Below are 22,838 nucleotides of genomic sequence, written 5' to 3'. Positions count from 1 at the left end.
TCTCCCCAACCCAGGTCGGCGGAGGCAGCCGTGTGACGAGCCTCCTGGTACATGTCCTCCCAACGATATAAATGGATGGCTTCGTCCCTGGGGTCAGCCCACCCAGACGGACTTCTGGTTGCAGAACTCCCGGATGCCGACAGCGCCGAGCTCACGCCCGTAGCCGGACCGCTTCACTCCGCCGAAGGGGAGCTCCGGGTAGGAGGTCGTCATGCCGTTGATGAAGACGGCGCCGGCGACGAGTTCGTTCGCGAACCGGTCCTGCTCGGCCGGGTCATTGGTCCACGCGTTCGAGCCCAAGCCGAAGGTGGTGGCGTTGGCGATCTCAAGAGCCGCGTCGAGGTCCGGCACCCGGTAGAGAGTGGCCAGCGGGCCGAACGCCTCCTCGAGGTGTAGCCGCATGGCGTCGGTGACGTCGGCGACGACCGTCGGGGGGAAGAACCAGCCCGGGCCCTCCTGCGACTTCCCGCCGCAGAGCACCGTCGCGCCCTTGGCGACGGCGTCGGCCAGCAGCTCCTCCAGATCGACGCGTCCCTGCTCGGTGGCGATCGGCCCGACGTCGGTGCCCGCGGCCATGGGATCGCCGACCGTGAGGGCGGCCATCTTCTCGGTGAACAGCCGGGCGAACTCGGCGTAGGCGTCCTCGTGGACGATGAACCGCTTGGCGGCGATGCAGGACTGGCCGTTGTTCTGGCACCGGGCCGTGACGGCGACCGTGGCGGCCCGCTCCAGGTCGGCCGACGGCATGACGACGAACGGGTCGCTGCCGCCGAGCTCGAGCACCGTCTTCTTGATCTCGTCGCCGCAGATCGACGCGACCGACTGGCCGGCGGGCTCGCTGCCGGTGACCGCGGCGGCGGCGACCCGCGGGTCGCGCAGCACCGCCTCGACCTGGCGCGCGCTGATCAGCAGGGTCTGGAAGGCCCCCTCCGGGAAGCCGGCCCTGGCGAACAGGTCTCCCAGGTAGAGCGCGCACTGCGGCACGTTGGAGGCGTGCTTGAGCAGGCCGACGTTGCCGGCCATCAGCGCGGGCGCGGCGAACCGGGTCACCTGCCACAGCGGGAAGTTCCATGGCATCACGGCGAGCACGACGCCGAGCGGCTGGTAGCGGGCGAACGCCCGGCTCGCCCCGACGGCGGCCGGGTCGTCGAGCGGCTCGTCGGCCAGGAACGCCTCGGCGTGCTCGGCGTAGAACCGCAGGCCCTTGGCGCACTTGGCCGCCTCGGCCTCGGCGGAGGCGAGCGTCTTGCCCATCTCGGTCGTCATCGTCACGGCGATGTCGCGGCGTTCGGCGTCGAGCAGGTCCGCCGCCGCGCGCAGCAGGCCGGCGCGCTCGGCGAACGTCGTGCGCCGGTAGCTCGTGAACGTCTCGGCCGCGCGGGCGATCTTGGCGTCGATCTCGTCGGCGCTGAGCGGGTCGAAGGTCTTCAGGACGGCGCCGGTCGCCGGGTTGATGGTCTGGATCGCCATGCCACTCACTCCTCGAGGACTCAGCGGGGACGTCCGCTAGTCGGTGCTGATCCGGAAAGACCGGCCGCACGGGTGGCGACAGCGCGGCCGGCCGGGCTCATCCGGCCATGAACCATCGCCGGACGCCAGGCGGGCGGCGGCCACCACCCGGTCGATGCCGGTCTTCGTGGCGAGTAAAACCCGGGGCCCCGCCGGTAACGCGGATCCGTCGACACGTCCGCCTCCCTGGGCTGTTCTCCCGGCCTCCCGGCGGACCGTAGCATCATGAGCGAACGCTCGCTACCTTAGATAGGTGAGTGCACACTCGTCTCGCGGTCAGGCCCCGGCCGGAGGCGTCAGCTGACGATGTCCTTGCGCTGGAAGTGCCACCAGGCCAGGGCGAAGAGGACCGCCGAGTAGACCAGGACCAGGCCGCTTCCGCGCATCATGTTGTCCCACTGGACGCCGGGTCCGATCGCGTCGAGCCAGGCGTACTGGAAGTGGGTGGGCAGGAACCTGCGGTACGGGTCCAGAGCGGCGATCGAGTCGAGGATGTTCGACAGGACCACGACCATGGTGGCGCCGCCGACCGCGCCCAACGGGGCGTCGGTGAGCACGCCGAACAGGAACGCGAGCGCCGCGACCAGCAGCGACTGCAGGCTCGCGTAGCCGACGACGATCAGCAGCCTCGTCAGCCCTTCCCCGGTGGTGAACGAACCACCCAGAGGTGACTGCGCCGGCGCCCACCCGAAGAACAGGCCACCGACCAGCAGTGCCCAGGCGGGCAGCAGCACGTTCGCGCCGAGGCTCAACGACAGGGCGACGATCAGCTTCTGCCGCAGCAGCCGCGCGCGTGGCACCGGGATCGCGAGCAGGTAGCGCAACGAGGACCAGCTCGCCTCGCTCGCCACCGTGTCGCCGCAGAACAGGGCGACCAGCACGACCAGCAGGAACGACGCCGAGGCGAACTCGGTGAACAGGGCGAAGTTGATCGCCCCCTTCGTCGCCAGCGTCGCCAGCAGCGGTCCCGAGAAGTTGCCGTTGTTGTTTCCCGACGCCGACCCGGGCGAGCTCGCCTGAAAGGCGAGCGCGATGGCCAGCGGCAACAGCAGGAGGATCAGGGCGACCAGGTGGGTCCGCCGGCGGCGTAGCTGCCGGACGAACTCCACGCGTGTTCGCAGCGTGCGCTCGGGCCGGAAGCCGGTGTCGCGGGTCTCGGCGTCGTGGGACTCGGCCGTGTCCACCAGCAGGTCGTGCGCGCCGCGCTGGGTGGGAGGCGGCCGAAACTCGCCGAGCTCGTTGCCGGGTGGTGTCGTCATTGATCCGCGCCGACCATCCTGAGAAACACTTCCTCCAACGAGCGCTGGGCCGGCATGATCTGTGACGGCACGCCGGCGGCCGCCAGGATGTGCTGCGCCTCCTCCGGGTCCGCGACCGAGAGCTGCGTCCTGCCCATGCCGACGATCTCCTCCACCGACCCGGCCGCGACGAGCTTCCCCTTGTGCATGACGACGACGTGGGTGCAGGTCTGTTCCACCTCGGCGAGCAGGTGGCTGGAGATCACGACGGTGCGGCCCGTCGTGGCGTAGCGGCGCAGGACCTCCCGCATCTCGGCGATCTGCGGCGGGTCCAGGCCGTTGGTCGGCTCGTCGAGCACCAGCAGCTCAGGCAGCCCGAGCATCGCCTGCGCGATCGCCAGGCGTTGGCGCATGCCCTGGCTGTATGTCTTGACCGGCCGTTCGACCGACGATCCCAGGCCGGCGATCTCCAGCGCGGTGTCGAACCGCGCGTCCGCCGGCGGCCGGCCGGTCGCCGCCCAGAACAGGCGCAGGTTGTCCCGGCCCGACAGGTGCGGCAGCAGCCCGGGGCCCTCGATGAACGTCCCGACCTTGGCGAGCACCGGCGCCCCCGCCTCGACGAGCTCACCGAACAGGCGCACGGTGCCCGCCGTCGGCCTGATCAGCCCCATGAGCACGCGCAGCGCCGTGGTCTTCCCCGCGCCGTTCGGACCCAGCAGCCCCACGACCTGGCCGCCCTCCACCCGGAAGCTCACCCCGTCGACCGCGCGGTACCCGTCGCCGTACTCCTTGACCAGGCCCTCGATCACCACCGGCACCGTCGTCAGTTCGGCGTCGACGGCACGCCGGCGCCGGCGGCGCAGGCGCGCGACCAGCGCGCCGGGCACGAGCGCCGCCATCGCCGCGCCACCCACCACCAGCCAGATCCACGGCAGGCTGGCCCCCCCGATGTGCCCGTCGATCGTGGCGATGGCCAGGTCACCGCGCAGCGACGTGCCGGCCAGCGCGATGACGTAGCTGCGGGGGGAGGCCGGCAGCTGGTAGGCCGAGTCTGTGGTGCCGATGGCGACCACGATGCGGTGACCGGCAGGTATCTGGGTCACGATGCCCGGCAGGGCCACCGTCACGGTCCTCGCTTCGCCAGGCCGCAGGCCGGTGAGCTGGATCGGCGCCACCAGGCCGTTCGGGAGGTCGGGAGTCCCGTCCGCCGGCACGTCGAGCAGTGAGGCGAACAGCGTCGCGTCGGTGGTATCCCGCGCGGTCACCTGCAGGGCGATCGTCGATGATCCGCCCACGAGCATCCCCACGGGCAGCGGCTCAGACACGAACGCCGCCACCTGGCCGGGAATCGTGGCCAGACCAGTCAGCCCGGCCGCGGCCCCGGCCCCGGTTTCAGCCCCGGTTTCGGATCCCGACCCCGAGATCGACCCCGCCGAACTCGAGAGCGCGGTCGCGTTGGCAAGTAGGTTGCCCAGGCCCGGGATGGTGGTGATGGCGGCCGGACTGCCACCGGCCGGCGCGTAGATGGTCTGCGGCGGGCCGGCGACGGTCACGCGGTCGGTCCGTCGGCTCGTCGCGGCGTCGTCCGCGCGCAGGACCCGTGGGACGGTCTGCCCGGTCTGGGTGGAGATGCTGCTGCCGGGCACGCCGACCTCGAACGAGGTGTCGAGCTGCCCGTGCCCGAGCAGTACCGGAGCGAACCAGTCGTCGACGTTGCGGACCAGGACGTCGGTGGACGTCGTCCCGTCGTGGCCGCCGGTTCGCCAGACCTCCTTCACCGGCGTGCCCCGGGCGGCGATGCCACGGGCGTTCGCGTCCGCCTGGCCGAGGGAGAACAACGAGTCCCGCTCGCCCTGGATGAGCAGCGTCGGAACCGTGATCCGGTCGAGCACGCTGGCAGGGCTGGACGCCCGCAGCAGCGACAGGATCGTCGCGTCCGCCTGTCCGGTGGCGGCCGCCCGCTGGTAGGCGGCGCACAGGTCCGGCGCGAACCGTCCGCACTCACCGGGCTGCTGGGCCGCGGCGGAGGTGAACAGCACGCCGGCCCACTGCTTCTTGAAGACGCCCGCCCGGTCAGCGGCTGGCTGGTCGGCGGCTGGCTGGCCGGTGGCGGGGGCCGCCTGATCGGTGGGGACGGCGTTCGGAAACAGCGCCTGCGACAGGTCGTTCCAGGTGATGTCGGCCGCGACCGCGTCGATCCGCCTGTCATTGCCCGCCGCGAGCAGCCCGAGCGCGCCACCGTAGGACGAGCCGGCGACGCCCACACGCGGGTCGCCGGGCGCGTCCTTCGACACCTGCGGCAGCGTGGCCAGGTAGGTGATCAGCTTGTTCGCGTCCGCCACCTCGTACTCCGGCGCGTCCAGATGAACCAGGCCGCCGGACCGACCGAAGCCCCTCGCCGTGTAGGCAAGGACGACGTATCCGCGCCGCGCGAAGGAACGGGCCGTGGAGGCGAGGTCGTCCTTGGACCCACCGAACCCGTGAGCGAGCAGGATCGCCGGCGCAGGCGTCGACCGCGGCAGGTAGACGGTCGTGTCCAGCATGACCGACGAGCCGTTCTCCGCGACGCCGGCGACGAACTGGGACCGGGTCCGGACTGAGTCGTCGTTGCCGGTCGAGGCCAGCGCGATCAGGCCGCCGACGACGGCCAGGAGCGCGACCGCCGTGACGGTGACGAGACGACGCCGGCGCCTGAGGAAGGCCCTCACCGGGTCTGGTCCTGCCGACGGATACCGATCCAGTCCACAGGTGCCACCGGGATGCCGCTCCTTTCGCCGCACGCGAGTGTCCGGACGATGGCCAGACGTCAGGCACCGGGTCACCGGAACGCGCGGGCCACGTCGACCGTAACGTTCCGGGTCGGCCCCGCATCAACCCGAGGGTCTGACCACATACTCACAGTCTTTCGATCAGGCCGACCGGCGGGACCGCGCGCATGATGGGGTGATGGTGCTGCCCAGGGTGCCCAGGCTGCCCGTCGACGCGGATGAGATCCGCTCGTGGGTCGGCGGCGAGGTGTTCGCCCGGGTGGCCGGACCGGACGGTCCGCGGCGGCGTGAACGGATCTTCGAGGCCGCCGGCGAGCGGTGGCTCGCCGAGGGCCGCCCGATCCGGCGGGTCCACGGCGACTCGGCGATGTTCGTCGGCGGCCTGCGCGCGCTGCTGCTGCAGTCGCTGCACCCGCTCGCGATGGCCGGGGTGGCCGCACACTCGGACTTCCGCGCCGACCCCTGGGGCCGCCTGCAGCGGACCAGCTACTTCCTGGCCGCGACGACGTTCGGGCCGGCCGACGAGGCGGAGCGGGCCGTCGCCCGGGTGAAGGGTGTGCACCGCCGGGTCAGCGGGACGGCGCCTGACGGGCGGCCGTACGCGGCCTCCGACCCGCATCTGCTGCGCTGGGTGCATCTCGCGGAGGTGGACAGTTCAAATCGCCCGTGTCACAACTAGGCTCGCTCGCCGGAGACGCCGTGCTCAGCCTCAGGCGCGCCTAGGTCCCATCGCCCACCGGATCGTCGTAACGATCGACTGCCCCGCGATGCGACCCACGGTCTCCTCGGCGACGGGCAGGTAGGGCAGCCTCAGAGGCCACCGCGTCCAGGCGGGCATGAGACCGACGGCGGCTCCGGCCAGAGCGCCGTAAGGCGGTCGCGCGGGCAGGGGGAGGGGTGCCTGAAGCAGTAGGTACCGAGCAGCCGAACGGGCTTCTGGGGTTCCAGCCAGCTCTGGTCTGTACTCCCGGATCGCGGTGTCCAACTCCTCGCGCGTCTCGGGAAGATCAGGGATGTCCAGGTGTCGACCGACAACAGCCATATCGGCGATGTAGCCGTCGCACTCCTCGGGACTCAGCTTGGTGTGGCCGTACCGCTGGAATGCTGCAAGGAAGCTATCTGTCTCCGCCACGTGCACCCACCGCAGCAGGTGCGGGTCGGAGGCGTCATACGGGCGGCCGTCAGGCGCGGTGCCGTGGACTCGGCGGTGTACGCCCTTCACCCGGGAGACGGCGCGCTCGGCTCCCTCGGCCGGTCCGAAGGTCGTCATAGCGAGGAAGTAGCTGGTCTGCTGGAGACGTCCCCACGGGTCGTTGCGGTAGTCCGAGTGCTCGGCGACCCCGGCCATGGCCAGCGGGTGCAGCGACTGGAGCAGTAGCGCGCGCAGGCCGCCCACGAACATCGACGCATCCGCGTGTACGCGGCGGATGGGCCGATCCTCGGTGAACCAGCGCTTCCCAGGAGCCTCGAAGATCCGTTCCCGGCGTGCCGGCCCCTCGGACCCAGCCACCCGGCCTAACACGTGGCCGCCGAGCCAGATCCGCAGGTCCTCCGTCCGTTCGAGCACGACCGTGCTGGCCACCATGCCCCCATCATGCGCCGAGCACCGCGCATCGGGCGGGGCTTGGGGCTTCCGTAAGGCACGACCAAGGCCCGGCGACCTAAGGCACGGCTGCTGTCTCCACACCCCCCGCGCGCGCGACCGACCAGCTCCCCGGTATAAGTATCCCGTCTTTGGTGATGAAGCGACGTTGTCCCTCTGTTGACCTTTAGGATTAGACAAGACCTCCTTCATCCACTACGGTGGTTGCTGTGACCATGGAGCCCTCGGACCTCATCGCCGCCCTTGAGGCTGCAGTGCGGGCTGCGGACGAGGAAGTCTTTAGGTTGCTCGTTCAGCATGAAGATGCCTCCCGACGACTTGAGATCGTCGAAGCGCGTCTAGTGGAGGCGAGGCAAGCGCAAAATGCCGTCAAGGCGCTGCTAGATCAGCAGAAGAGAACGCGCAAGCGACCTGTGCCACCTCGACGGAACTTCGCGCCGACCGGTAGTGCTCGAACGGAAACCACCGGTAGTCCACTGGCCTCGAACGAACCACAGGTGTCGCCGGCTCCCCACAAGATGAGCGTCGCTGCCCAGCGGGTAGTGGAGGTTCTCACTGATGCGCCGCACCCTCTCCGCCCTGCGGATGTCCTCAAGGCGTTCGAAGAGCGCGGATGGGTGGAGAAGCATTGGGCGGCGCCAGCTCAGAGCGTGTACAGCGCCCTCAAGAGGGCGGAGGATCTCGGTCTTGTAGCTCGAACCGACGACAGCCGGTGGCAGATATCAGGCCAAGCGCTCGCATTGGAGCCATACACAGGGGCGAGACGTCCTATTCGGTATGCCTGCCAAGATTGCGGTGAGATCTTTGTCTCTCTCCCGCAGAACGCTCGCTGCCCAAAATGCGGCAATGGGAAGGCTTCGAAAAAATACAGGATCGAGACTTCGTCTCCCAAACGGGATGACGCTAAGGTCGAGGAAGACGGAGGTGAGTGAAATGGCTGGCATCACCAGGCACGGCGACCGGTCGAGTGGGGTGTGACGGCACCCGCCGGTCGCCGCCGGGCAGTAAGCCAAAGATCCTTGCCGGGAGCCCCTTGGCTGCTGTTCGCAGAGGTAACCGTACCTCAGGTGTAGGACCGAGTCACGTGATGTGATCCTCCACCACCGGCGCGGTGCGTCGATCGATCCGTTCAGTCGGTCGCCCGCACCGCGCCACCTACTTTAAAAGATCTACGATCCGACTTTAGTCGATCTTCCACACCCACCCGGCTACACCGTCGAGGGCGGCGAGAAGCCCCATGGTCTGACTCGGTCGACGAGGTCTGAGAACTCGCCACCAGCCATGAGGTCGAGCTGGACGACCGAGCCCGCGATGAACGCTGTGGGTCGGGCGTCGGCCATCGCGACGGCCTTGGAGGCCACCGCGTGTGCCTTGTCGACGTCGCCTTGGCCGAGCGCGGCCCGAGCCTGGTACACCCAGACGTACGCGCGGATGCCTGCGGCTGGTGAGCCGGCCAGGATGTCGGCGGCTTCCTCCAGGCGGGGTGTGGCTTCGTCGAACAGCCCGACCTCGACCAGGGCCGAGCCGGCGAACGCTTTGAGGTTGCTCGGGTGGTAGGTGCCGAGCAAGCCGAAGCCTGGGTTTCCCCATGCGGCGTCCGACAGTTTGCCGTGCTGCTCCTCGGCGGCCATCACGGCGTCGATGGTGGTGTGGGCTCGACCCATCGCGGCGGCCGCTGTGGCTTCCTCCAGGAGGGCCATCACGCCGGACGGCGAGGCACCCGCGGTGCTCTTGGCCCGCTGGGCGATGTCCACGGCTTTGCGGTGGCGGCCCGAGTGGTGCAGCGCGCCGGACACGATCGACCAGGCGTAGCCGCTGGTTTGTGCGTCGCCTACCTCGGTCGCGAGGCTGGCCGCCAGCTCGCCCGTGCGGATCGCCTCGTCGTAGTCGCCCGTGTCGTCCGCGACGGCCGACGAGATCGTCAACAGCCGGGAGTACACGGCCTTGGTGTCGCGCATCTGGGTTGGCGATGGTCGACCGGTAACCAGCTTGGTGATGTTCCGTTCGGCGTGGTTCAGGGCGGTGCCGATCCTGCGCGGGTCGGTCGACGAATAGCCCGTGGCCAGTGCGTTGACGGTGCGGGTGACCGATTCGAGGATCAGGCTAGGCCCGTCGAGCGGCTCTCTCACCAGCCCGCCCCCGAGCCCAGCGCCCGCGCCGGCGAGCAGTAGGTGAACGAAGCCTCGGCGGTCGATCGTCGGTCCTCGTGGTGGTGGTTCCGCGAAGTCCATGGATCGATCGTCCGTCGTTGACGCAGAGAAGTCGACTGTAGCCACCAGCCCATGTGGCGATCATCCCCTATCGGTGTCCGACCTGTCACCCAGGGAGACCACAACGGTGCGCCACGACTTGGCTTCCGAGAGTCGCCCCCTCGGTGAAAATATCGGCTTGCGGCGGCCCCTCTGAGCGCTTTCGGGAAAGATCGCGGCTATTCAGCGCGACCGTGACGTTCCGATCGACGTGCCCCTATCGATGACACGCGACGCGCGTTCCACTTGCCCTACGGCGATCTCAGAGCGCCTCAACACGCCGCCTCGCGTCACGCATGTGCGCACGTCGAGCGAGGGGCAAATCGCCCGAACGCCGACTATGCGAGGGCGAGAGATCGTTTTTGCCAACGTTGTCAACGCGTGCACTCGGCGCACACATTGCACGGGCCGGTGTGAGGGCGTCCACCGAAAGGCCCCCGTTCCCCGATCGCGACGGATCGGGCGGGGGCCTTTATCAGTATTGCGGTCAGGCGGTAGCAGCCTCGGCCGGCGTCGGCTCGGCGGCCTTGGCACGATCGCGACGGCACTTCGCGCGGGCGGCCTTGGTGGACGGGTGGTCGCACGTCGTGTGGCTGGTGTTTGCCCGCTTCGGCTTCTCCTCGGCGGCCGGCTCGGCGGTGTTCTTTACACCGGCCGGGGTGACGTCGTCGGTCTCGGTCGTGGTCACGTCGTCGGCCTGGGCCTCGGTGTCGGCGATCGGCTCAGCCGGGGCGACCTCCTCGACGGTGACGACCTCCTCGGCGGCCTGGGCCTCGGCGGGCTTCGCGGCGGTGCGGGGCTTGCGGGTGCGGGTGGCCTTGACGGGCTCGGTCATTGTCGGGCTCCTTTGTATCGGTGGGGCGTTGAGACAACGCTAGGAGAGGGGGAGCGCCATCTAAAGGAAAACTTTGAGCAACAGCACGTGGAGACATCGCCGAGGAAAACCGCTCATGCTCTGTGCGCGCGTCACCTGGCGCCGGAATGCTAGACCTCGGCATAGGGGCCGTTGCCCCGTCAGCACCCGCCTCAGCGCCGTTACGGGGTGCTTCGCCGAGGCGCTATCTCGCGCGGACTCAGCCACCGATCAGCGCCCGCAGGTGATCGGTCATCTTGACGCTGTGTGACGGGTGAGGGTTCACGCCGCGTCACAATTACCGAGCGTGAAGAAAGCCGGCTGGCGTGACGAACTATCGACGCTGCGCAACAGCGGTGGGCGATATGGGCGCTTCGAGCTCTACATAATCTTTCATATCGGCCAATGGCACCCTCGGCTAGGTTAAACCCCAGCGGCCTGGCGGTGGAGGAGGAGGTATGCGTGCGCGGCCCGCACGAAACCGGGTGCTTCTAGTGCCTCAAGTCTGCGGTTGCACGGGGCGCAGAGCAGATCCCGGACCACGCCCGTCCGGTGGTTGTGGTCGACGTGCGGCTCCTTCGGGGTGTTTCTGAACGGCCGGGCACAGATGGCGCACAGCCCACACGAGGCGATGAGCAGCCTGTCCCACTCTTCAATGGTTATGCCATAGTGGGACCATAGATTCCGAGTCAGACCATGCCTCGGGTCGGCCTCCTTCCTTCTGCGGTACCTTTCTTGCCGGCGCGTCCGTCGAGCTTCGGGGTCGTAGGACATTTCCGGTCTCCTAGGGGCGTCGGATCGTCAAGATCAACGCTAAGTGCTAGGAGTGCGGAATCTCAACTTCCTTCAAAAATGGGAGTTCCGCTAGCGCGCTAACGTCGAACCTCATGGGTTTTCGGTCGCGAGTGATGGCCCTGAAAGACAGGAATGGCGGCCGTCAGAAGCCAGCCAGGCGGTTTCTGACCGCCGGTGGTGGTGTGAGCGCCCATGGGACGGGCCGCCATCGGTCGATGCCGGCGAGCGTCATTGCCGTCTGGGCGTACATCACGCTGGGGTATGGGCCGTAGGCTCCCGCGGGCTGGCCATCGTCGCCGAGTACGACGGCAACCGTCATTCGGCCACTGCCTACCGTCCGGGGACCGGCACCACGTACCCGTGCGCACTCGGCGACGACGGTAGACCGGACAGCCAGTGCCGAAGCCGTCGAGTCGCTCACCGGGTAGGCCGCGACAGCTCGTCGGTAGTGACGACGCTCCGCCAGTCCCACACCGCCCCGGCGTCGCGTTCGAGTGGGTCGGGCTCGTCGGTCGGGGTGGGCTCGCCTACGGCGCCCCTGGGCTCGTTATCGGGCGGTGTGGACGGGGCGGACATCGGGGCTCCCTGGGCTCAAGACGCGCGACGCGCGAGGCATGGCCCAGCCTGGCGTGCCCATTGACATAGGTCAGGGGATGAGACAGCTACTTACGCCAATGACTGACAGTCCTGCCCGTGGGCAACGTCCGACCTGAGGACCTGATCACCTTCGGCGACGTCCGCGAAGCCCTCGGCGTCAGTCGCCAGCGGGCCTCGGTCATCGTGGGCGAGCGTCGGTTCCCAGAGCCCTGGTTCGTCTCGCGTGACGGCACCACCCGCCTGTGGCTACGCACCGAGGTCGAGACCTGGCTTGACGCGAACCGCCCCGGCTGGCGCGGCGAAGCCTGACCACTCCACACCCCCCGTCAGAGCGGTGTGGACCGCCATACCCAGCAAGGGTCTCCCCGAGTTGCTCGGTGGGCGGGTCCTCGACGTCCATCGCCAGATTCGTGACGTTGCGAGGGCTCCAGTTCTCGTCTCGGCGAGCAGTGGCGTAAGTCACATTCAACGGTTAGTTACGAGGTCGCTTACAGACTGCAGCGTCCCGGCCGGAAGATTGATCGTTTACCGTTCAGAAACGCGAATCGGCGAAGACTGAAACCTCACCCTGTGCGATCGCGCTACACGGAGTCACCCACCTTGCGTCGTCCTCTACTGGGGGTTCGCCAAAGCGCGGCGGAGGACGACGCATCGAGTTATGTTTCCGATGCGCCACAAGCGCGTAAAAGCCTTGACCGTCAAGTCAACGGCTCTCTAACCGACCTTTGCCCATGAGCCTATTTTGGCGTGGCACAAAACGATGCCGCATCACGGCAGAGAGGTGCGCCCCCACGTGCCAAAGCTATTGATGCTGAGACGCCTCCGTCCCCCCAGACGACCTAAGAGAGGTATCTCTCTCTCGGTGGCCGCCGGTATCGGTCTCGCGATCTTGGCGGGAACGACTTCGGCAAGCGCCGCGTCGGAAACACCGCCGCTGGCCGGGCTTACCGCCGAATCCACGTGCGGCGCGGTCAGTGCATCTGGCACGCAGGCCTGTTATACACCTCTGCACCCGCAATCAACCGCCAGACTCGCCCCATCGAGCGTGGCTGGCCCGATTCAAGACCTCGCTGATGCACTGGACCCAGAATCCTGCGGTAGAATGCCGAGCCCTCCCGCTGATCCCATAATCCTTGCTTCCCGTACTTCAGGCTGTACGGGCAGTCAGGGGCTGGTGCAGTATAGACGCAATAACACCGTCGTCAGCCAAGCCATAGCGACGAGCTTCATACTTTCGCAGCTTAACGCCAAGTCCCGCCTCCTGAATACTGTGAAGGTCGGCGTCGTGCTCACCGACAACGTCGGGGAGCCAATGCCGCAAGTCAGGTGGTCCCAGGACGTCTCCTGCCTAGCCAGTCCTGGTTGCTCTATTTTCATCGGCACGCATCTGATGAATCTGGCGATGAATATCTCACAAATCTCCTCCGTCTCGTTCGATTCGCCGGGAGACCAAATTTCAGCATTCCGACCATTCGCCTCCGGGGACTTCGGTATCGGCGAGGCGATTGGCCTCACCCACTTTGATCAGGGCTACACAAACTGGATCCAGTGCGACTCCGAATCCGGTCAGGTCGCTATTAGCGGATGCATTCATGATGAATTCGTCCCGACCTATGTCCTACACAGGTCCGCCTACCCGAACGTTTGGCTAGGTGACCTGGACGCCATCGTGGCTGGCAAGCCCACGACTCTCCACAGACTTATTGATGGGAAGGATCCGAGCGGGCGAACAAGGCAGTCAAATCGGAACGCGGCGTGCGCAGGTTTTGTCGCAAGCGGCCCTCTTGATACCTGCGACGAATATCCCTACGCGTCAACATTGGAGGGCGGAGCCGGCGGACACACGTGGCACGTGCCGTCGACCGAGAACAGTCTTCATGGGTCGCAGGACCTCGGAAAGTTCTACACAGACAACCGCCTGTTCAACGGCGAGGCATTCCACGTAGTGCTGGACCCGGCGTCGTAAACTAGGACCGGGACCGGACAGCGCTACTCCGGTTGGCTCGCCTAACCCGGAGGGCAGGCAAGCGGATGCGAGAGCGTGGCCCCCTGGCTCCGCTGCGCCTGTTCCAGTAGAGGACCGTGCCGTGCGCACTTGCTCCTATGCGCGCGGCACGGTCTGACTGCGTTCCGCGTTCAAAGCTAGCAAAATCACAAGAAGACGACTTCTGCTAAAATATGATGGCCTGGTTTCGGAACTGCCGTAAGGAGCAATATTATGGCGGCGGCAAGCAGTAGTGGACGACACGTTCTCTTCAGCGGCCCTAGAAAAATTGCCGATTGGGCTCTTTTTCTCTGTGACGGCTCTGTCGCATCCCTCGGCATGTCCTTCCCGATTGATCCGCTCCTAGCGGTCGACGGGGGTCTAGTTCGTATCTTCTGCGCTTCGGATTCGGCAGTGGACCCAGAAGCTGCCGAGGCGACTGTCAAGATTATCGCCTACGAAAGCGCTCCACCCCTCTGGGAAGAAGCGGATGACGCTATCGAAACGTCATGGTCGCCGACCGAATCGGCGCTCTTCATTACAGACGCATATGCTAATTACCGCGAGAATATCGAACCTCTTCCGTTCGGCGCTGGCAACTATCGACTCCGGGTTGAGGCCAAGCGCAGCCCGTGGCCCGAGGTCATCCGCATCTCCCTATGGCCAGGAGAGCCGGCACCTGATTTCGTCCACAAGATCACCAGCGAGATTGGGAGGGCTCTGGCTGCCGAAGGACCTTATCAGCCAGGGCAGCCATGATAGGGCATGCGCGTGGCGAAGATCGCCAAAGTGACGTTCGCGGCGACCGGCTGAATCATCAACGTAATCCACAACTTCAGCGACGACCGGTCCGAATCCCTCTACCCGCGCTACGCCTGCGGCTGACTACTCCACACCCCCCGTCAGCCGGCGTCGGTGAGGCTGAGCGGGGGCTGTGGACTGGTCAGGCGATCGGGGCACAGTGCGCGCGCACGTCGTGACGTGCGACGCGAGGGCACGTCGTAGAGGCGCCTGACGGCGTCGTGCGGCGAGTGGACAACGCCCCGCGTGCGTCGATCAGGGCGCGCGTCCTGCGGTGCCCCGAGGACCTATCAGAGCGACCCCGGCCGCAAGCCCGGGTACTTGTCCCACAGGGCAGCCTGGTCGGTGATCGCGGGCTTGGCCTTCTGCTCGGCCTTCCTCCGTTCCCACTCGGCATCCGATCGGGGCTTGGCCTTCGGGCCTGTGTTCTCCGCGAGGGCGGGGTACTTCCTCCTCAGCTCGGCGCCGGTATCGCCTGGCTCGCCGCTGGGCTGGCTCGCCGGGGCGCGCGAGCCACCACGAAGCGACGGGTACTTGTTGACCAGCGCGGCGGCCTTCTCCGCTGTCACGACGCCGTTCCCTGGCTCCACCCTGGGAGCGCCGGTCGGCTGATTGCCCTTGACCCAGTGAGGCTTCCGCTTCGCCAGGTCGGCGACGGCTTCCTTCATGCCCGTCACCCGGCCGGTCTCAGGGTCGTACACCACACCCGGCGCGTTCTCGATGACACCAAGCGGATCCGAGATGTCGTGCCACTGCACTTCGTGAGAGGCGCGGTGAAAGGCGACCTTGATCCGATCTGCCCTGCTCTCGCCCCGCGCGGCCTCCAACTGGGCCTCAAGCTCGGCAGCTCGATCGGCAAGACGCCGAGTCTCGATCGACTCGGGGCGGCTGTCCCACTCCTTCAGTTGCTTCTCGAGCGCGGACGCCCGGCGATCGGCAGCCCGTAGGCGCCTACGAAGCTTCGCCACCTCGTCCTCGTCGTCGGGGGCGTCGTTCCCGTCGCCGTCGGGCGCTCCAGCGTCGTCCTGTGGCGACTCACCCCCGCTGTCCGGGGTGTCACCCCCAGCGCTATCACCGGGGCTGCCCTCGCCCTCCTCGGGAGCGCCGCCCCCTGCGGGTAGACGGGCCGGAGCTGGCCGGCACGCCGCCGGCACGCCAGGCCGCGCGGTACCTGCTGGTCAGCGCCCCGCTCCCGCTTGCGGCCCGGGTGCCGTACACCGCGCTGGGGGCGGCCGCCGTCGGCCTGATGCCCGCCTGGACGCGGTGGCCCCTGCGGCTGCCCTACCTGCCGGTGGTCGAGGGGACCGTCGGCCGGCTGGCCGGCTGGGGCGTGGTGGCCGGTGTCCGCTGGGCGACGAACCGCCCGCCCGCGCCATCCGAAGAGGTTCACCAGCCGGCGCCCTGACAGCGTCCGCGGCCCACGCGGGGTGGCCGGCGGCTGGGTCAGGTCAGGGCGCGTAACGCCGCGGCGGCTTCCGCGATGCAGGCGGCGATGCCAGGGGGCCTCTCGGCGGAGACCTCGTCGGAGACCCAGTGCGCGAACCCGACCTGGAAGACCGTCACCGCGCTGTGGGCGGCGAGGCTGGCGGTGGGCTCGGCGACTCCACGCGCGCGCAGCGCCTCGGCGGCCGTTTCGGCCATGGCCGCGAGCTTGAGCAGTTCGCGCTCCTGTAGACCCGGATTGGCCGCGATGATCCGGGACCGGCGGACGGCGTGGTCGCGGCGGTCCTCCAGCAGGCTGGCACCCGCGACCACCCCGGCCAGCGCCGCGTCCAGTGGTGACAGGCCGGCCGACGCGGCCAGGATCGCGTCGTAGGCCTTGCGCTCCATGGTCTTCGAATTGTCGAAGAGGACCTCGCGCTTGTCGGCGAAGTGCCGGAAGAAGGTGCGCTCGGTGACGCCGGCGCGCTCGGCGATGTCGCCGGCGGTGGTCTGCTCGAAGCCGCGCTCGGCGAACAGCTCCACCGCGGCGCGGATCATCCGCCCCTGCGCGTCCGGCATCCATCGGCCCATGCCGAGGAGTGTAGTGATGACAGTAGCTGACATGGGGTGCTACGGTTGATGTCAGTCACTGACATACCTGCGGAAAGGGAGCCCACCATGCGCGTCTTCGTCACCGGCGCCTCCGGCTGGATCGGCTCGGCCGTCACCGACGAGCTCCTCGCCCACGGCTACGACGTCGTCGGTCTCGCCCGCTCCGACGAGTCGGCCGCCGCCCTGGCGGCCAAGGGCGCCACCGCCCACCGCGGCGGCCTCGACGACCTCGACAGCCTGGCCTCGGGTGCCGAGGCCGCCGACGGCGTCATTCACCTCGCCTTCAACCACGACTTCGCCGACTACGCCGGCGCCGGCCGCACCGAGCACGCCGCCGTCCAGCGGATGCTCGACACGCTCAAGGGCAGCGACCGGCCGTTCCTGCTCGCCTCCGGGCTGGCGTCGGGCGCCATCGGGCGGCCGTTGACCGAGGACGACGCCTCGCCGTTCCGCGGCGCGGACTCGATGCGCGGCGGCAGCGAGAACCTCGCCCTCGACTTCGCCGACCGGGGGGTCCGCACGGTGGCGCTGCGTTTCTCCCCGACCGTGCACGGCATGGGCGACCACGGCTTCACCGCGACCCTGACGAGGATCGCCAAGGAGGCCGGGGTGGCCGGCTACATCGGCGACGGCGCGACCCGCTGGGCGGCCGTGCACCGCTCCGACGCCGCACGGCTCGTCCGCCTCGCGCTGGAGAAGGCCCCAGCCGGCTCACGGGTGCACGCGGTGGCCGAGGGCGGCATCCCCTCCCGCGACATCGCCGCCGCCATCGGGGACTACCTGGGCCTGCCGACGGCGTCGGTCCCGCCGGCGGACGCCGAGGCTCACTTCGGCTGGATCGGGCGCTTCTTCGGTATGGACGCGGTCGCGTCCAACGCCCGTACCCGGGAGCTGCTCGGCTGGACGCCGACCGGCCCGACGCTGCTGGAGGACATCGCCGCCGGCGCCTACGCGCTGCCCGCGTGACCGCGGGGCGCTGACGGAGTCGACGGCCATCCCGGCCCGGACCAGCGGGAAAGCCGCGTCGGTCCGGGCCGGGATTCGTTCAGTTCCCGATCGGGGTGGAGCCCAGCACCTCGAAGGCGGTGGGCTGGCCCTTGTCGTCGAGGGTCGTCGACAGGCCGCCTCGCACGCAGACCGCCGGGTCCGCCGGGTCGGCCTTCCCGTTGCAGCGGAACTTCTGGCCGCCCGAGCCGGGTAGTTCTCGCTCTGGCATCGCCTTGATGGTCGCGATGACGGTCGCCGGCGTGATGGTTCCCGAGATTCCCTCGGTGGCGGTGGCGAGGCCGGCCAGAGTCATGAACATGCCGCGGCCGATGACCGCGTCCGCGCTGCCGATGCCGTGGCTGTAGGTCTTGAGCACCGCGTCGTAGAGCACCGTGGACGGGTCGGTGCCGCCGTTGGGCACGGTGGCCGAGACGATCATTCCCTTGAGCGCGTCGGCGGGCACGGCCTTGCGGGTGGCGTCGGTGACGCACTGGGAGATCGCGCTGATCTTGCCGTCGAAGCCGACGGCGCGCAGGCCGTTGAACGCGCTGATGCAGAACGAGTCATTGCCGATGACGAACACGAGGCCGGGGTGGGCGCCCGCGACGTTCTGCATCTGGGGTGTCATGTCGGCGGTGCCCGGAGGGACGGTGACGAGCTGGTATTCGAGGCCCGCCTTGGCGAACGCCCCCGGCGCGACCTCCTGGGCGCTGTGCAGCGCGGCCGGCACGTCGATCACCACCGCGGTCACCTTGTGCACTCCCAGCTTCTTGGCGAGGCTGATCGGCATCTGGAGAGTGGCGTAGTTCGGGTCGCCGAGGGCGAACGTCGACTCGTTGTCGGCGAGCACGTCGGGGCTGCCGGCACCGTAGACCATGGTGGGCACGTTCGCGGCCGCCAGGGGTCGCCAGATGTCGTCGATCACTCCCGACTCGGCGACGGCGACGGCGACGAGGTCGTCGGAGACCAGCTGGTTGGCGCAGTCGGTGGCCTTGGACGGATCCCCCTGCGTCTTGCATTTCACCAGCTTGATCGGGCGGCCACCGATCCCGGAACGCCGCTCGTTGAGGTACGCGGCGGTGGCGTCGGCGACGTCGAGCTGGGCGGAGGCGTCGAAGCCGGGGGTCGCGCCGTCCGAGATGATGCCTATCTTCACCGGCTCGCCGCTCGCGGCCCTCACCGGCCCGAGTACGCCGGCGTTCGCCGTGGTGTTCGCGGGTGACGGGGCGTCTCCGTCCGAGCCGCAGGCCGCGCCGAACACCACCAGGGCCAGCGACGCGGCTAACACCGCGCCCAGCGAGCGTCGTCCCGGTCGAGCGCCCGTCCGTCGTCCGAGCGAGGCTGCTGCCGTCCGCATCTCCGCTGTCGTTCGCATATCCATGCTCCTCCTTGCCAGGGACGGGAGTCAGCCGGCGGTCGTGGGGGACAGCCCGAGCGCGGCGGCCAGGACGGCCGTCGCCTCCCTGCTCTCCCGCTGGCTGACGGCGGCCTGCGCCGCCACCGCGGAGCCGTGGAACGTGCCGGGGTACAGGTGAAGCTCGACCGGCACCTCGGCGGCGAGCAGTGCCTGGGCGTAGGCGATGCCCTCGTCTCGCAACGGGTCGAACTCCATGACGGAGATGTAGGCGGGCGGCAGGCCGGTCAGGTCGGTCGCCCGAGCGGGCGCGGCGTAGGGCGAGACGCCGGGCGTGCCCGGGACGCCGTCGCCAAGGTAGGAGTTCCAGCTGATGACCGCGTTGGGCCGGTTCCACATCGGGGTGTCGACGAACCGGCGCATGCTGGGGGTGTCGAGCCGGTCGTCGACCTCGGGGACGCCGAGGAACTGGAAGCACAGCGGCGGGCCGCCGCGGTCTCGGGCCAGCAGCGCGAGGCCGGCGGCCAGTCCGGCGCCGGCGCTGATCCCGCGGACCGCGATCCGGGTCGGGTCGACGCCGAGGTCGCCGGTGCTCTTCGCCAGCCACTCCAAGGCGGCATAGCAGTCCTCCAGCGGGGCCGGGAACGGGTGTTCCGGGGCCAGCCGGTAGTCCACCGACACGACGACGACGCCGAGCGCGCGGACCAGGTCCAGGCAGGACCCGTCGTCGATGCTGATGTCCCCGATCACGAACCCGCCGCCGTGGATGTTGAGCACACCGGCGGTGAGGCCGGCTCGGGAGCCGGGGGTCGGCCGCGCCGGCCGGTAGACCCGGACGGGAACCTCGGGAGCGCCCGGCGGTCCGGGAACGCGCAGGTCCCGGACGTCGACCCCGGTGGTGTCGGACCGCATGCTGTTCCTGAACTCGGCGAGCAGGGCGCGGAACGAGGCCAGGTCGGAGAAGTCGGGCGCGGGCAGCATCGGGATGACGGCTGCCAGCTCGGGGTCGAATCGGTAGGTCATCGCGGAGCTCCCTCAGGTGGTGGCTGGCAGCACTCTGCCGAACCTGGCTGCCCCGGTCATCCGCCAGTCGTCGGACGTTCGCGCGCCGGCACCCGCCACCTGGCGATGGGGTCCGGAGTGTGGCGGCCTCGCCGAGTGACGCCGTAACCTCCCCGTGTGCGAACCGCTGCCTGGACGAGCCGCGGCGGCCGGCGGTGAAGGGCCTGCTGCTGCAGCTGTCCGCGCTCGACGCGGACGCCGAGAGCGCGGTCCGGGTCATCGCGTACTTCGACGCCCTGGTGGCCGCCCGGGCGGACGCCGCCTCCCTGGTCCGCGCGACCGCGGCGCTCGCCGAGTGCGGCGCCGGGCTGGAGACGGCGGACATCGGCCGGGTGCGGTACCGCCAGGACGGCACACCGATGCCCCATTCGGTGGAGGGGGTCCGTTCGGCGGAGGGGTCCGCCGAGCCCGGGCACGTCTCCGGCTGGATGAGCCTCGACGGCGACGGCGGCCGGGTATGGCTGGAGCGGCCCGGCTTACCCCGCCCGCTGGACGAGATCGTCCTGGAGCGGATGGCGATCGCCGCGCGGGCCATCGGCACGAGAGCCCGCCCGTCGCTGCACATCGCCGACCCGGCTTTGGTGGAGCTGGTGCTCTCGGACCGGGAGTCGGCCGAGGACCGGGCTCGCGCGCTGCGCCTGCTGGGGCTGCTGCCCGACGTGGCGGTGCGGGCGGTGGCGATCTCCCCGCCGGCGGGGACGGACGTCGGGGTGCAGGCGGTCGCCCTGATGGCCCGGGGCCGGCTCGGGCGGCGCACCGTCCGGGTGGCCGTCCTGGGCCGGATGGCGGCGGTGCTGCTCCAGGACCGGTCCGCGGCGGCGACCCCGGCCGGCGACCTGCGCCTCGCGCTCGCCGAACGCCCGTCCAGCCGGACCGACACGAGCACGCCCGACTGCTCCGCCTCCGCCGATCGTTGGGACGGCGCCGCCCAGCCGCGGGTGGGGGTCGGTGGCCCGGTCGACGGGCTCGACGCCCGGCGTTCCTGGCGGCAGGCGCGCCTCGCGCTGCGGTTCGCCGCCCCCGGATCCGCCGACGCGCTGGTCGTCGACTACTCGGAACTCGGCTCGGTCGCGCTGCTCGCGGACGTCCCGGTCGACCGGCTGCGCGCCGACCCGGACGTCCGCGCCCTCGACGCGCTCGCCCAGGCGCCGGCCGGTGCTGGCGACATCGCCGTCCTCGAGGCGTACTGCCGGGCGAGCTCGTTGCGGCAGGGGGCCGCCGTCCTGCACCTGCACCACAGCTCCGTCGCCGCCAGGGTGGCGCATCTCGAGGACGTCCTCGGCTGGCGCCTCGACGAACCCGAGGGCCGGTTCCGCGCCCGCCTCGCCCTGCTCGCCCGCCGCCTCGCGACCGCGCCATAGACCGCCGACTCCTCGTCAGCGGTCCGGGCGATCAACGCATTCTCGGCGGCGTCGTCATCAGCGTCGCGTAGCCGTCGCCAGCTCCCGTCAGGCCGGCGGAGCGCAAGCGACCTCTTGCCGCTCGGGCGCCTGCTATCCGGGGGCGATGGAGATCGACTTGATGTCGAGGTAGCCTTCGAGGCCCTCGCGGCCGAGTTCGCGGCCGTAGCCGCTCGCCTTCACCCCGCCGAACGGTGCCGCCGGGTCCATGGAGTAGCCCTGGTTCACGCCGAAGGTTCCCGCGCGGACCCGGCCGGCGATGTCGAGTCCGCGGGCCGGGTCCGCGGTGAACACGGAGCCCGCGAGGCCGTAGTCGGTGTCGTTCGCGATCCGGACGGCGTCGTCCTCGTCGTCGTAGGGGAGGACCACGACCACCGGGCCGAAGATCTCCTCACGGGCGATGGTCATGGCGGGGGCCACGTCGCTGAAGACGGTGGGCTGGACGTACCAGCCGCTGTCGATGCCGGGGGGCGGCGCGCTGCCGCCACGGACGAGCCGGGCGCCCTCGCGCACGCCGGTGTCGATGTGGCTCCGTACCCGCTCCCGTTGGCGCCTGGTCACGAGCGGGCCCATCTGCGTGTCCGGGTCGGCAGGGTTCCCGATCCTGATGGTCGACAGTTCCGCCGCGAGCGCGTCCGCGTAGTCGTCGAGCCGGTTGGCGGGGGCCAGCACGCGGGTGAGGGCGTTGCAGATCTGGCCGGCCATGCCCATGCCGGAGAACCGGACGGCCTTCGCCACGGTGGCCGGGTCGGCGTCGCCGAGCGCGATGGCGGCTGACTTCCCGCCGAGTTCGAGGCTGACTCTGGTGAGGTTCGAGGCGCAGGCGGCGGCGACCTGGCGGCCGGCCGCCGTCGAGCCGGTAAAGGAGACCTTGTCGATGCCGGGGTGGGCGACGAGGTAGGCGCTCACGTCCCGGTCGGCGGGCAGGACGCTCACGACGCCGGGCGGAAGACCGGCCCGCGCGAACAGGTCGGCGAGGTACAGCGCGTCGAGTGGCGACTCGGGCGCCGGTTTCAGCACGACCGCGCAGCCGGCGAGCAGCGCGGGGATCACCTTGGTGACGGTCAGGAACTGCGGCATGTTCCACGGGACGACCGCGGCGACGACGCCGACGGGCTCTCGGCGCAGGACGATGTCCTGCCCATAGACACCCGGGCGGTTCTCCTGCCATGGATAGGCGGCGGCGATGTCGGCGAACGCGCTGATCATGGATCCGGGCAGGCCGACCTGGGCGCGCCTGGCGAAGGAGATCGGGGCGCCCAGCTGGGCGGTGATGATTTCCGCCAGCTCGTCGCGGCGGGCGCTGTAGAGCGCGGCCAGCCGGCGGATCGTCTCGACACGTTCGGCCGGATCGGTGCGCGGCCACGGCCCTTCGTCGAAGGCGCGGCGCGCGGCGGCGACGGCACGGTCGACGTCCGCGGTGCCCGCGGCCGCGACGCTTCCGACCGGCTGCTCGCTGTGCGGGGAGATCACCTCGATGCGAGCCCCGGTGCTGGGCATGATCCACTCGCCGCCGATGAACAGCTGTCCCCGCTCCTGCATGAGCGCTCCCTGGTTTGGGGCCTTGTGGCCTGCGCCGAGCCTATGTTAGTCACTTGGAGAAC

General features: G+C 69.5%; 20 protein-coding genes and 1 pseudogene. 8 read left to right on the top strand and 13 right to left on the bottom strand.

Translation table 11 applies throughout. The features are described from left to right. Nucleotides 1-93: 93 nt before the first annotated feature. The 3 genes from FRCN3DRAFT_RS0222235 to FRCN3DRAFT_RS0222225 all read right to left on the bottom strand — a co-directional run bounded on the left by FRCN3DRAFT_RS0222235 (nucleotide 94) and on the right by FRCN3DRAFT_RS0222225 (nucleotide 5,455). Nucleotides 94-1,470 carry an NADP-dependent succinic semialdehyde dehydrogenase gene (locus FRCN3DRAFT_RS0222235; RefSeq protein WP_007509115.1) on the bottom strand — a complete coding sequence of 459 codons (1,377 nt, stop codon included), beginning with the start codon at nucleotides 1,468-1,470 and terminating at the stop codon, nucleotides 94-96. Nucleotides 1,471-1,805: 335 nt separating this feature from the next. Beyond that, nucleotides 1,806-2,768, bottom strand: coding sequence for an ABC transporter permease (locus tag FRCN3DRAFT_RS0222230; RefSeq protein ID WP_007509117.1), 963 nt, complete (start codon nucleotides 2,766-2,768; stop codon nucleotides 1,806-1,808). Continuing rightward, nucleotides 2,765-5,455, bottom strand: coding sequence for an alpha/beta fold hydrolase (locus FRCN3DRAFT_RS0222225; RefSeq protein WP_007509119.1), 2,691 nt, complete (start codon nucleotides 5,453-5,455; stop codon nucleotides 2,765-2,767). The genes FRCN3DRAFT_RS0222230 and FRCN3DRAFT_RS0222225 overlap by 4 nt, the downstream gene beginning before the upstream one ends. A 238-nt stretch (nucleotides 5,456-5,693) precedes the next feature. On the opposite strand from FRCN3DRAFT_RS0222225, the pseudogene FRCN3DRAFT_RS45685 reads away from it, so the two are divergent. Next, nucleotides 5,694-6,170 (top strand): annotated as a pseudogene (locus FRCN3DRAFT_RS45685) (oxygenase MpaB family protein); the annotation flags it as partial. Nucleotides 6,171-6,224: 54 nt separating this feature from the next. On the opposite strand, the gene FRCN3DRAFT_RS0222215 reads toward FRCN3DRAFT_RS45685, so the two are convergent. Continuing rightward, nucleotides 6,225-7,100, bottom strand: coding sequence for an oxygenase MpaB family protein (locus FRCN3DRAFT_RS0222215; protein ID WP_035925085.1), 876 nt, complete (start codon nucleotides 7,098-7,100; stop codon nucleotides 6,225-6,227). Between the two features lie 227 nt (nucleotides 7,101-7,327). Here FRCN3DRAFT_RS0222215 and FRCN3DRAFT_RS55230 point away from each other — a divergent pair, with 227 nt between their 5' ends. Then, nucleotides 7,328-8,050, top strand: a complete 723-nt coding sequence (locus tag FRCN3DRAFT_RS55230) for an FmdB family zinc ribbon protein (RefSeq protein WP_131803566.1) — start codon at nucleotides 7,328-7,330, stop codon at nucleotides 8,048-8,050. A 276-nt stretch (nucleotides 8,051-8,326) separates the two neighbouring features. Here FRCN3DRAFT_RS55230 and FRCN3DRAFT_RS54215 read toward each other — a convergent pair whose 3' ends face one another. From FRCN3DRAFT_RS54215 to FRCN3DRAFT_RS54210, 4 genes are all read right to left on the bottom strand, one after another. After that, nucleotides 8,327-9,349, bottom strand: coding sequence for an NsdA family TPR-like regulatory protein (locus FRCN3DRAFT_RS54215; protein ID WP_007509125.1), 1,023 nt, complete (start codon nucleotides 9,347-9,349; stop codon nucleotides 8,327-8,329). A gap of 505 nt (nucleotides 9,350-9,854) precedes the next feature. After that, the gene (locus FRCN3DRAFT_RS0222205; RefSeq protein ID WP_007509127.1) at nucleotides 9,855-10,202 is read right to left on the bottom strand and encodes a hypothetical protein; all 348 of its coding nucleotides are present in this window, start codon (nucleotides 10,200-10,202) and stop codon (nucleotides 9,855-9,857) included. A 441-nt stretch (nucleotides 10,203-10,643) separates the two neighbouring features. Beyond that, entirely contained in the window at nucleotides 10,644-10,994 is a 351-nt protein-coding gene (locus FRCN3DRAFT_RS57840; protein WP_007509128.1) for an endonuclease VII domain-containing protein, read from the bottom strand. Nucleotides 10,995-11,432: 438 nt separating this feature from the next. Then, complete coding sequence (locus tag FRCN3DRAFT_RS54210; RefSeq protein ID WP_007509132.1) at nucleotides 11,433-11,591, bottom strand: hypothetical protein; 159 nt, start codon at nucleotides 11,589-11,591, stop codon at nucleotides 11,433-11,435. A 117-nt stretch (nucleotides 11,592-11,708) separates the two neighbouring features. Between FRCN3DRAFT_RS54210 and FRCN3DRAFT_RS0222190 the strand changes: the two genes are divergently transcribed. The 3 genes from FRCN3DRAFT_RS0222190 to FRCN3DRAFT_RS54205 all read left to right on the top strand — a co-directional run bounded on the left by FRCN3DRAFT_RS0222190 (nucleotide 11,709) and on the right by FRCN3DRAFT_RS54205 (nucleotide 14,355). Further along, nucleotides 11,709-11,921 carry a hypothetical protein gene (locus tag FRCN3DRAFT_RS0222190; RefSeq protein ID WP_007509134.1) on the top strand — a complete coding sequence of 71 codons (213 nt, stop codon included), beginning with the start codon at nucleotides 11,709-11,711 and terminating at the stop codon, nucleotides 11,919-11,921. 865 nt (nucleotides 11,922-12,786) lie between these two features. Further along, entirely contained in the window at nucleotides 12,787-13,578 is a 792-nt protein-coding gene (locus tag FRCN3DRAFT_RS51715; protein WP_007509135.1) for a NucA/NucB deoxyribonuclease domain-containing protein, read from the top strand. Nucleotides 13,579-13,830: 252 nt separating this feature from the next. Beyond that, nucleotides 13,831-14,355 (top strand): hypothetical protein, encoded by a 525-nt coding sequence (locus tag FRCN3DRAFT_RS54205; RefSeq protein ID WP_007509137.1) that lies wholly within the window; start codon nucleotides 13,831-13,833, stop codon nucleotides 14,353-14,355. A 332-nt stretch (nucleotides 14,356-14,687) separates the two neighbouring features. Here FRCN3DRAFT_RS54205 and FRCN3DRAFT_RS0222180 read toward each other — a convergent pair whose 3' ends face one another. After that, nucleotides 14,688-15,224: a hypothetical protein gene (locus tag FRCN3DRAFT_RS0222180; RefSeq protein ID WP_131803565.1), complete on the bottom strand. Its 537-nt coding sequence runs from the start codon at nucleotides 15,222-15,224 to the stop codon at nucleotides 14,688-14,690. 200 nt (nucleotides 15,225-15,424) lie between these two features. Between FRCN3DRAFT_RS0222180 and FRCN3DRAFT_RS0222175 the strand changes: the two genes are divergently transcribed. Beyond that, nucleotides 15,425-15,802, top strand: coding sequence for an oxygenase MpaB family protein (locus tag FRCN3DRAFT_RS0222175; RefSeq protein WP_007509141.1), 378 nt, complete (start codon nucleotides 15,425-15,427; stop codon nucleotides 15,800-15,802). Between the two features lie 38 nt (nucleotides 15,803-15,840). Here FRCN3DRAFT_RS0222175 and FRCN3DRAFT_RS0222170 read toward each other — a convergent pair whose 3' ends face one another. Further along, entirely contained in the window at nucleotides 15,841-16,410 is a 570-nt protein-coding gene (locus tag FRCN3DRAFT_RS0222170; protein WP_051466339.1) for a TetR/AcrR family transcriptional regulator, read from the bottom strand. 87 nt (nucleotides 16,411-16,497) lie between these two features. Between FRCN3DRAFT_RS0222170 and FRCN3DRAFT_RS0222165 the strand changes: the two genes are divergently transcribed. Continuing rightward, nucleotides 16,498-17,397 carry an SDR family oxidoreductase gene (locus FRCN3DRAFT_RS0222165; protein WP_007509144.1) on the top strand — a complete coding sequence of 300 codons (900 nt, stop codon included), beginning with the start codon at nucleotides 16,498-16,500 and terminating at the stop codon, nucleotides 17,395-17,397. 79 nt (nucleotides 17,398-17,476) lie between these two features. Here the strand turns inward: FRCN3DRAFT_RS0222165 and FRCN3DRAFT_RS0222160 are convergent, their stop codons facing one another. Both FRCN3DRAFT_RS0222160 and FRCN3DRAFT_RS0222155 read right to left on the bottom strand, forming a co-directional pair. Further along, nucleotides 17,477-18,793, bottom strand: coding sequence for an ABC transporter substrate-binding protein (locus FRCN3DRAFT_RS0222160; RefSeq protein WP_007509146.1), 1,317 nt, complete (start codon nucleotides 18,791-18,793; stop codon nucleotides 17,477-17,479). Nucleotides 18,794-18,823: 30 nt separating this feature from the next. Beyond that, a complete protein-coding gene (locus FRCN3DRAFT_RS0222155) occupies nucleotides 18,824-19,795 on the bottom strand; it encodes an alpha/beta hydrolase (protein WP_007509148.1) in 972 nt (323 codons plus the stop codon). Nucleotides 19,796-19,989: 194 nt separating this feature from the next. Between FRCN3DRAFT_RS0222155 and FRCN3DRAFT_RS0222150 the strand changes: the two genes are divergently transcribed. Then, a complete protein-coding gene (locus tag FRCN3DRAFT_RS0222150) occupies nucleotides 19,990-21,195 on the top strand; it encodes a PucR family transcriptional regulator (RefSeq protein WP_007509149.1) in 1,206 nt (401 codons plus the stop codon). A 132-nt stretch (nucleotides 21,196-21,327) separates the two neighbouring features. On the opposite strand, the gene FRCN3DRAFT_RS0222145 is transcribed toward FRCN3DRAFT_RS0222150, so the two are convergent. Further along, entirely contained in the window at nucleotides 21,328-22,776 is a 1,449-nt protein-coding gene (locus FRCN3DRAFT_RS0222145) for an aldehyde dehydrogenase (protein ID WP_007509151.1), read from the bottom strand. Nucleotides 22,777-22,838: the final 62 nt, after the last annotated feature.

Source organism: Pseudofrankia saprophytica (assembly GCF_000235425.2).
Classification (GTDB): Bacteria; Actinomycetota; Actinomycetes; order Frankiales; family Frankiaceae; genus Pseudofrankia; species Pseudofrankia saprophytica.
This window is presented reverse-complemented; position numbering and strand designations above follow the sequence as displayed.

Bases quoted from the DNA above. Each gene is read 5' to 3' on its own strand.
- FRCN3DRAFT_RS0222165 (WP_007509144.1), top strand. From the start codon at position 16,498: ATGCGCGTCTTCGTCACCGGCGCCTCCGGCTGGATCGGCTCGGCCGTC.
- FRCN3DRAFT_RS0222215 (WP_035925085.1), bottom strand. From the start codon at position 7,100: ATGGTGGCCAGCACGGTCGTGCTCGAACGGACGGAGGACCTGCGGATC.
- FRCN3DRAFT_RS0222230 (WP_007509117.1), bottom strand. From the start codon at position 2,768: ATGACGACACCACCCGGCAACGAGCTCGGCGAGTTTCGGCCGCCTCCC.
- FRCN3DRAFT_RS54215 (WP_007509125.1), bottom strand. From the start codon at position 9,349: ATGGACTTCGCGGAACCACCACCACGAGGACCGACGATCGACCGCCGA.
- FRCN3DRAFT_RS0222170 (WP_051466339.1), bottom strand. From the start codon at position 16,410: ATGGGCCGATGGATGCCGGACGCGCAGGGGCGGATGATCCGCGCCGCG.
- FRCN3DRAFT_RS0222145 (WP_007509151.1), bottom strand. From the start codon at position 22,776: ATGCAGGAGCGGGGACAGCTGTTCATCGGCGGCGAGTGGATCATGCCC.
- FRCN3DRAFT_RS0222205 (WP_007509127.1), bottom strand. From the start codon at position 10,202: ATGACCGAGCCCGTCAAGGCCACCCGCACCCGCAAGCCCCGCACCGCC.
- FRCN3DRAFT_RS54205 (WP_007509137.1), top strand. From the start codon at position 13,831: ATGGCGGCGGCAAGCAGTAGTGGACGACACGTTCTCTTCAGCGGCCCT.
- FRCN3DRAFT_RS54210 (WP_007509132.1), bottom strand. From the start codon at position 11,591: ATGTCCGCCCCGTCCACACCGCCCGATAACGAGCCCAGGGGCGCCGTA.
- FRCN3DRAFT_RS57840 (WP_007509128.1), bottom strand. From the start codon at position 10,994: ATGTCCTACGACCCCGAAGCTCGACGGACGCGCCGGCAAGAAAGGTAC.
- FRCN3DRAFT_RS0222160 (WP_007509146.1), bottom strand. From the start codon at position 18,793: ATGCGAACGACAGCGGAGATGCGGACGGCAGCAGCCTCGCTCGGACGA.
- FRCN3DRAFT_RS0222155 (WP_007509148.1), bottom strand. From the start codon at position 19,795: ATGACCTACCGATTCGACCCCGAGCTGGCAGCCGTCATCCCGATGCTG.
- FRCN3DRAFT_RS0222235 (WP_007509115.1), bottom strand. From the start codon at position 1,470: ATGGCGATCCAGACCATCAACCCGGCGACCGGCGCCGTCCTGAAGACC.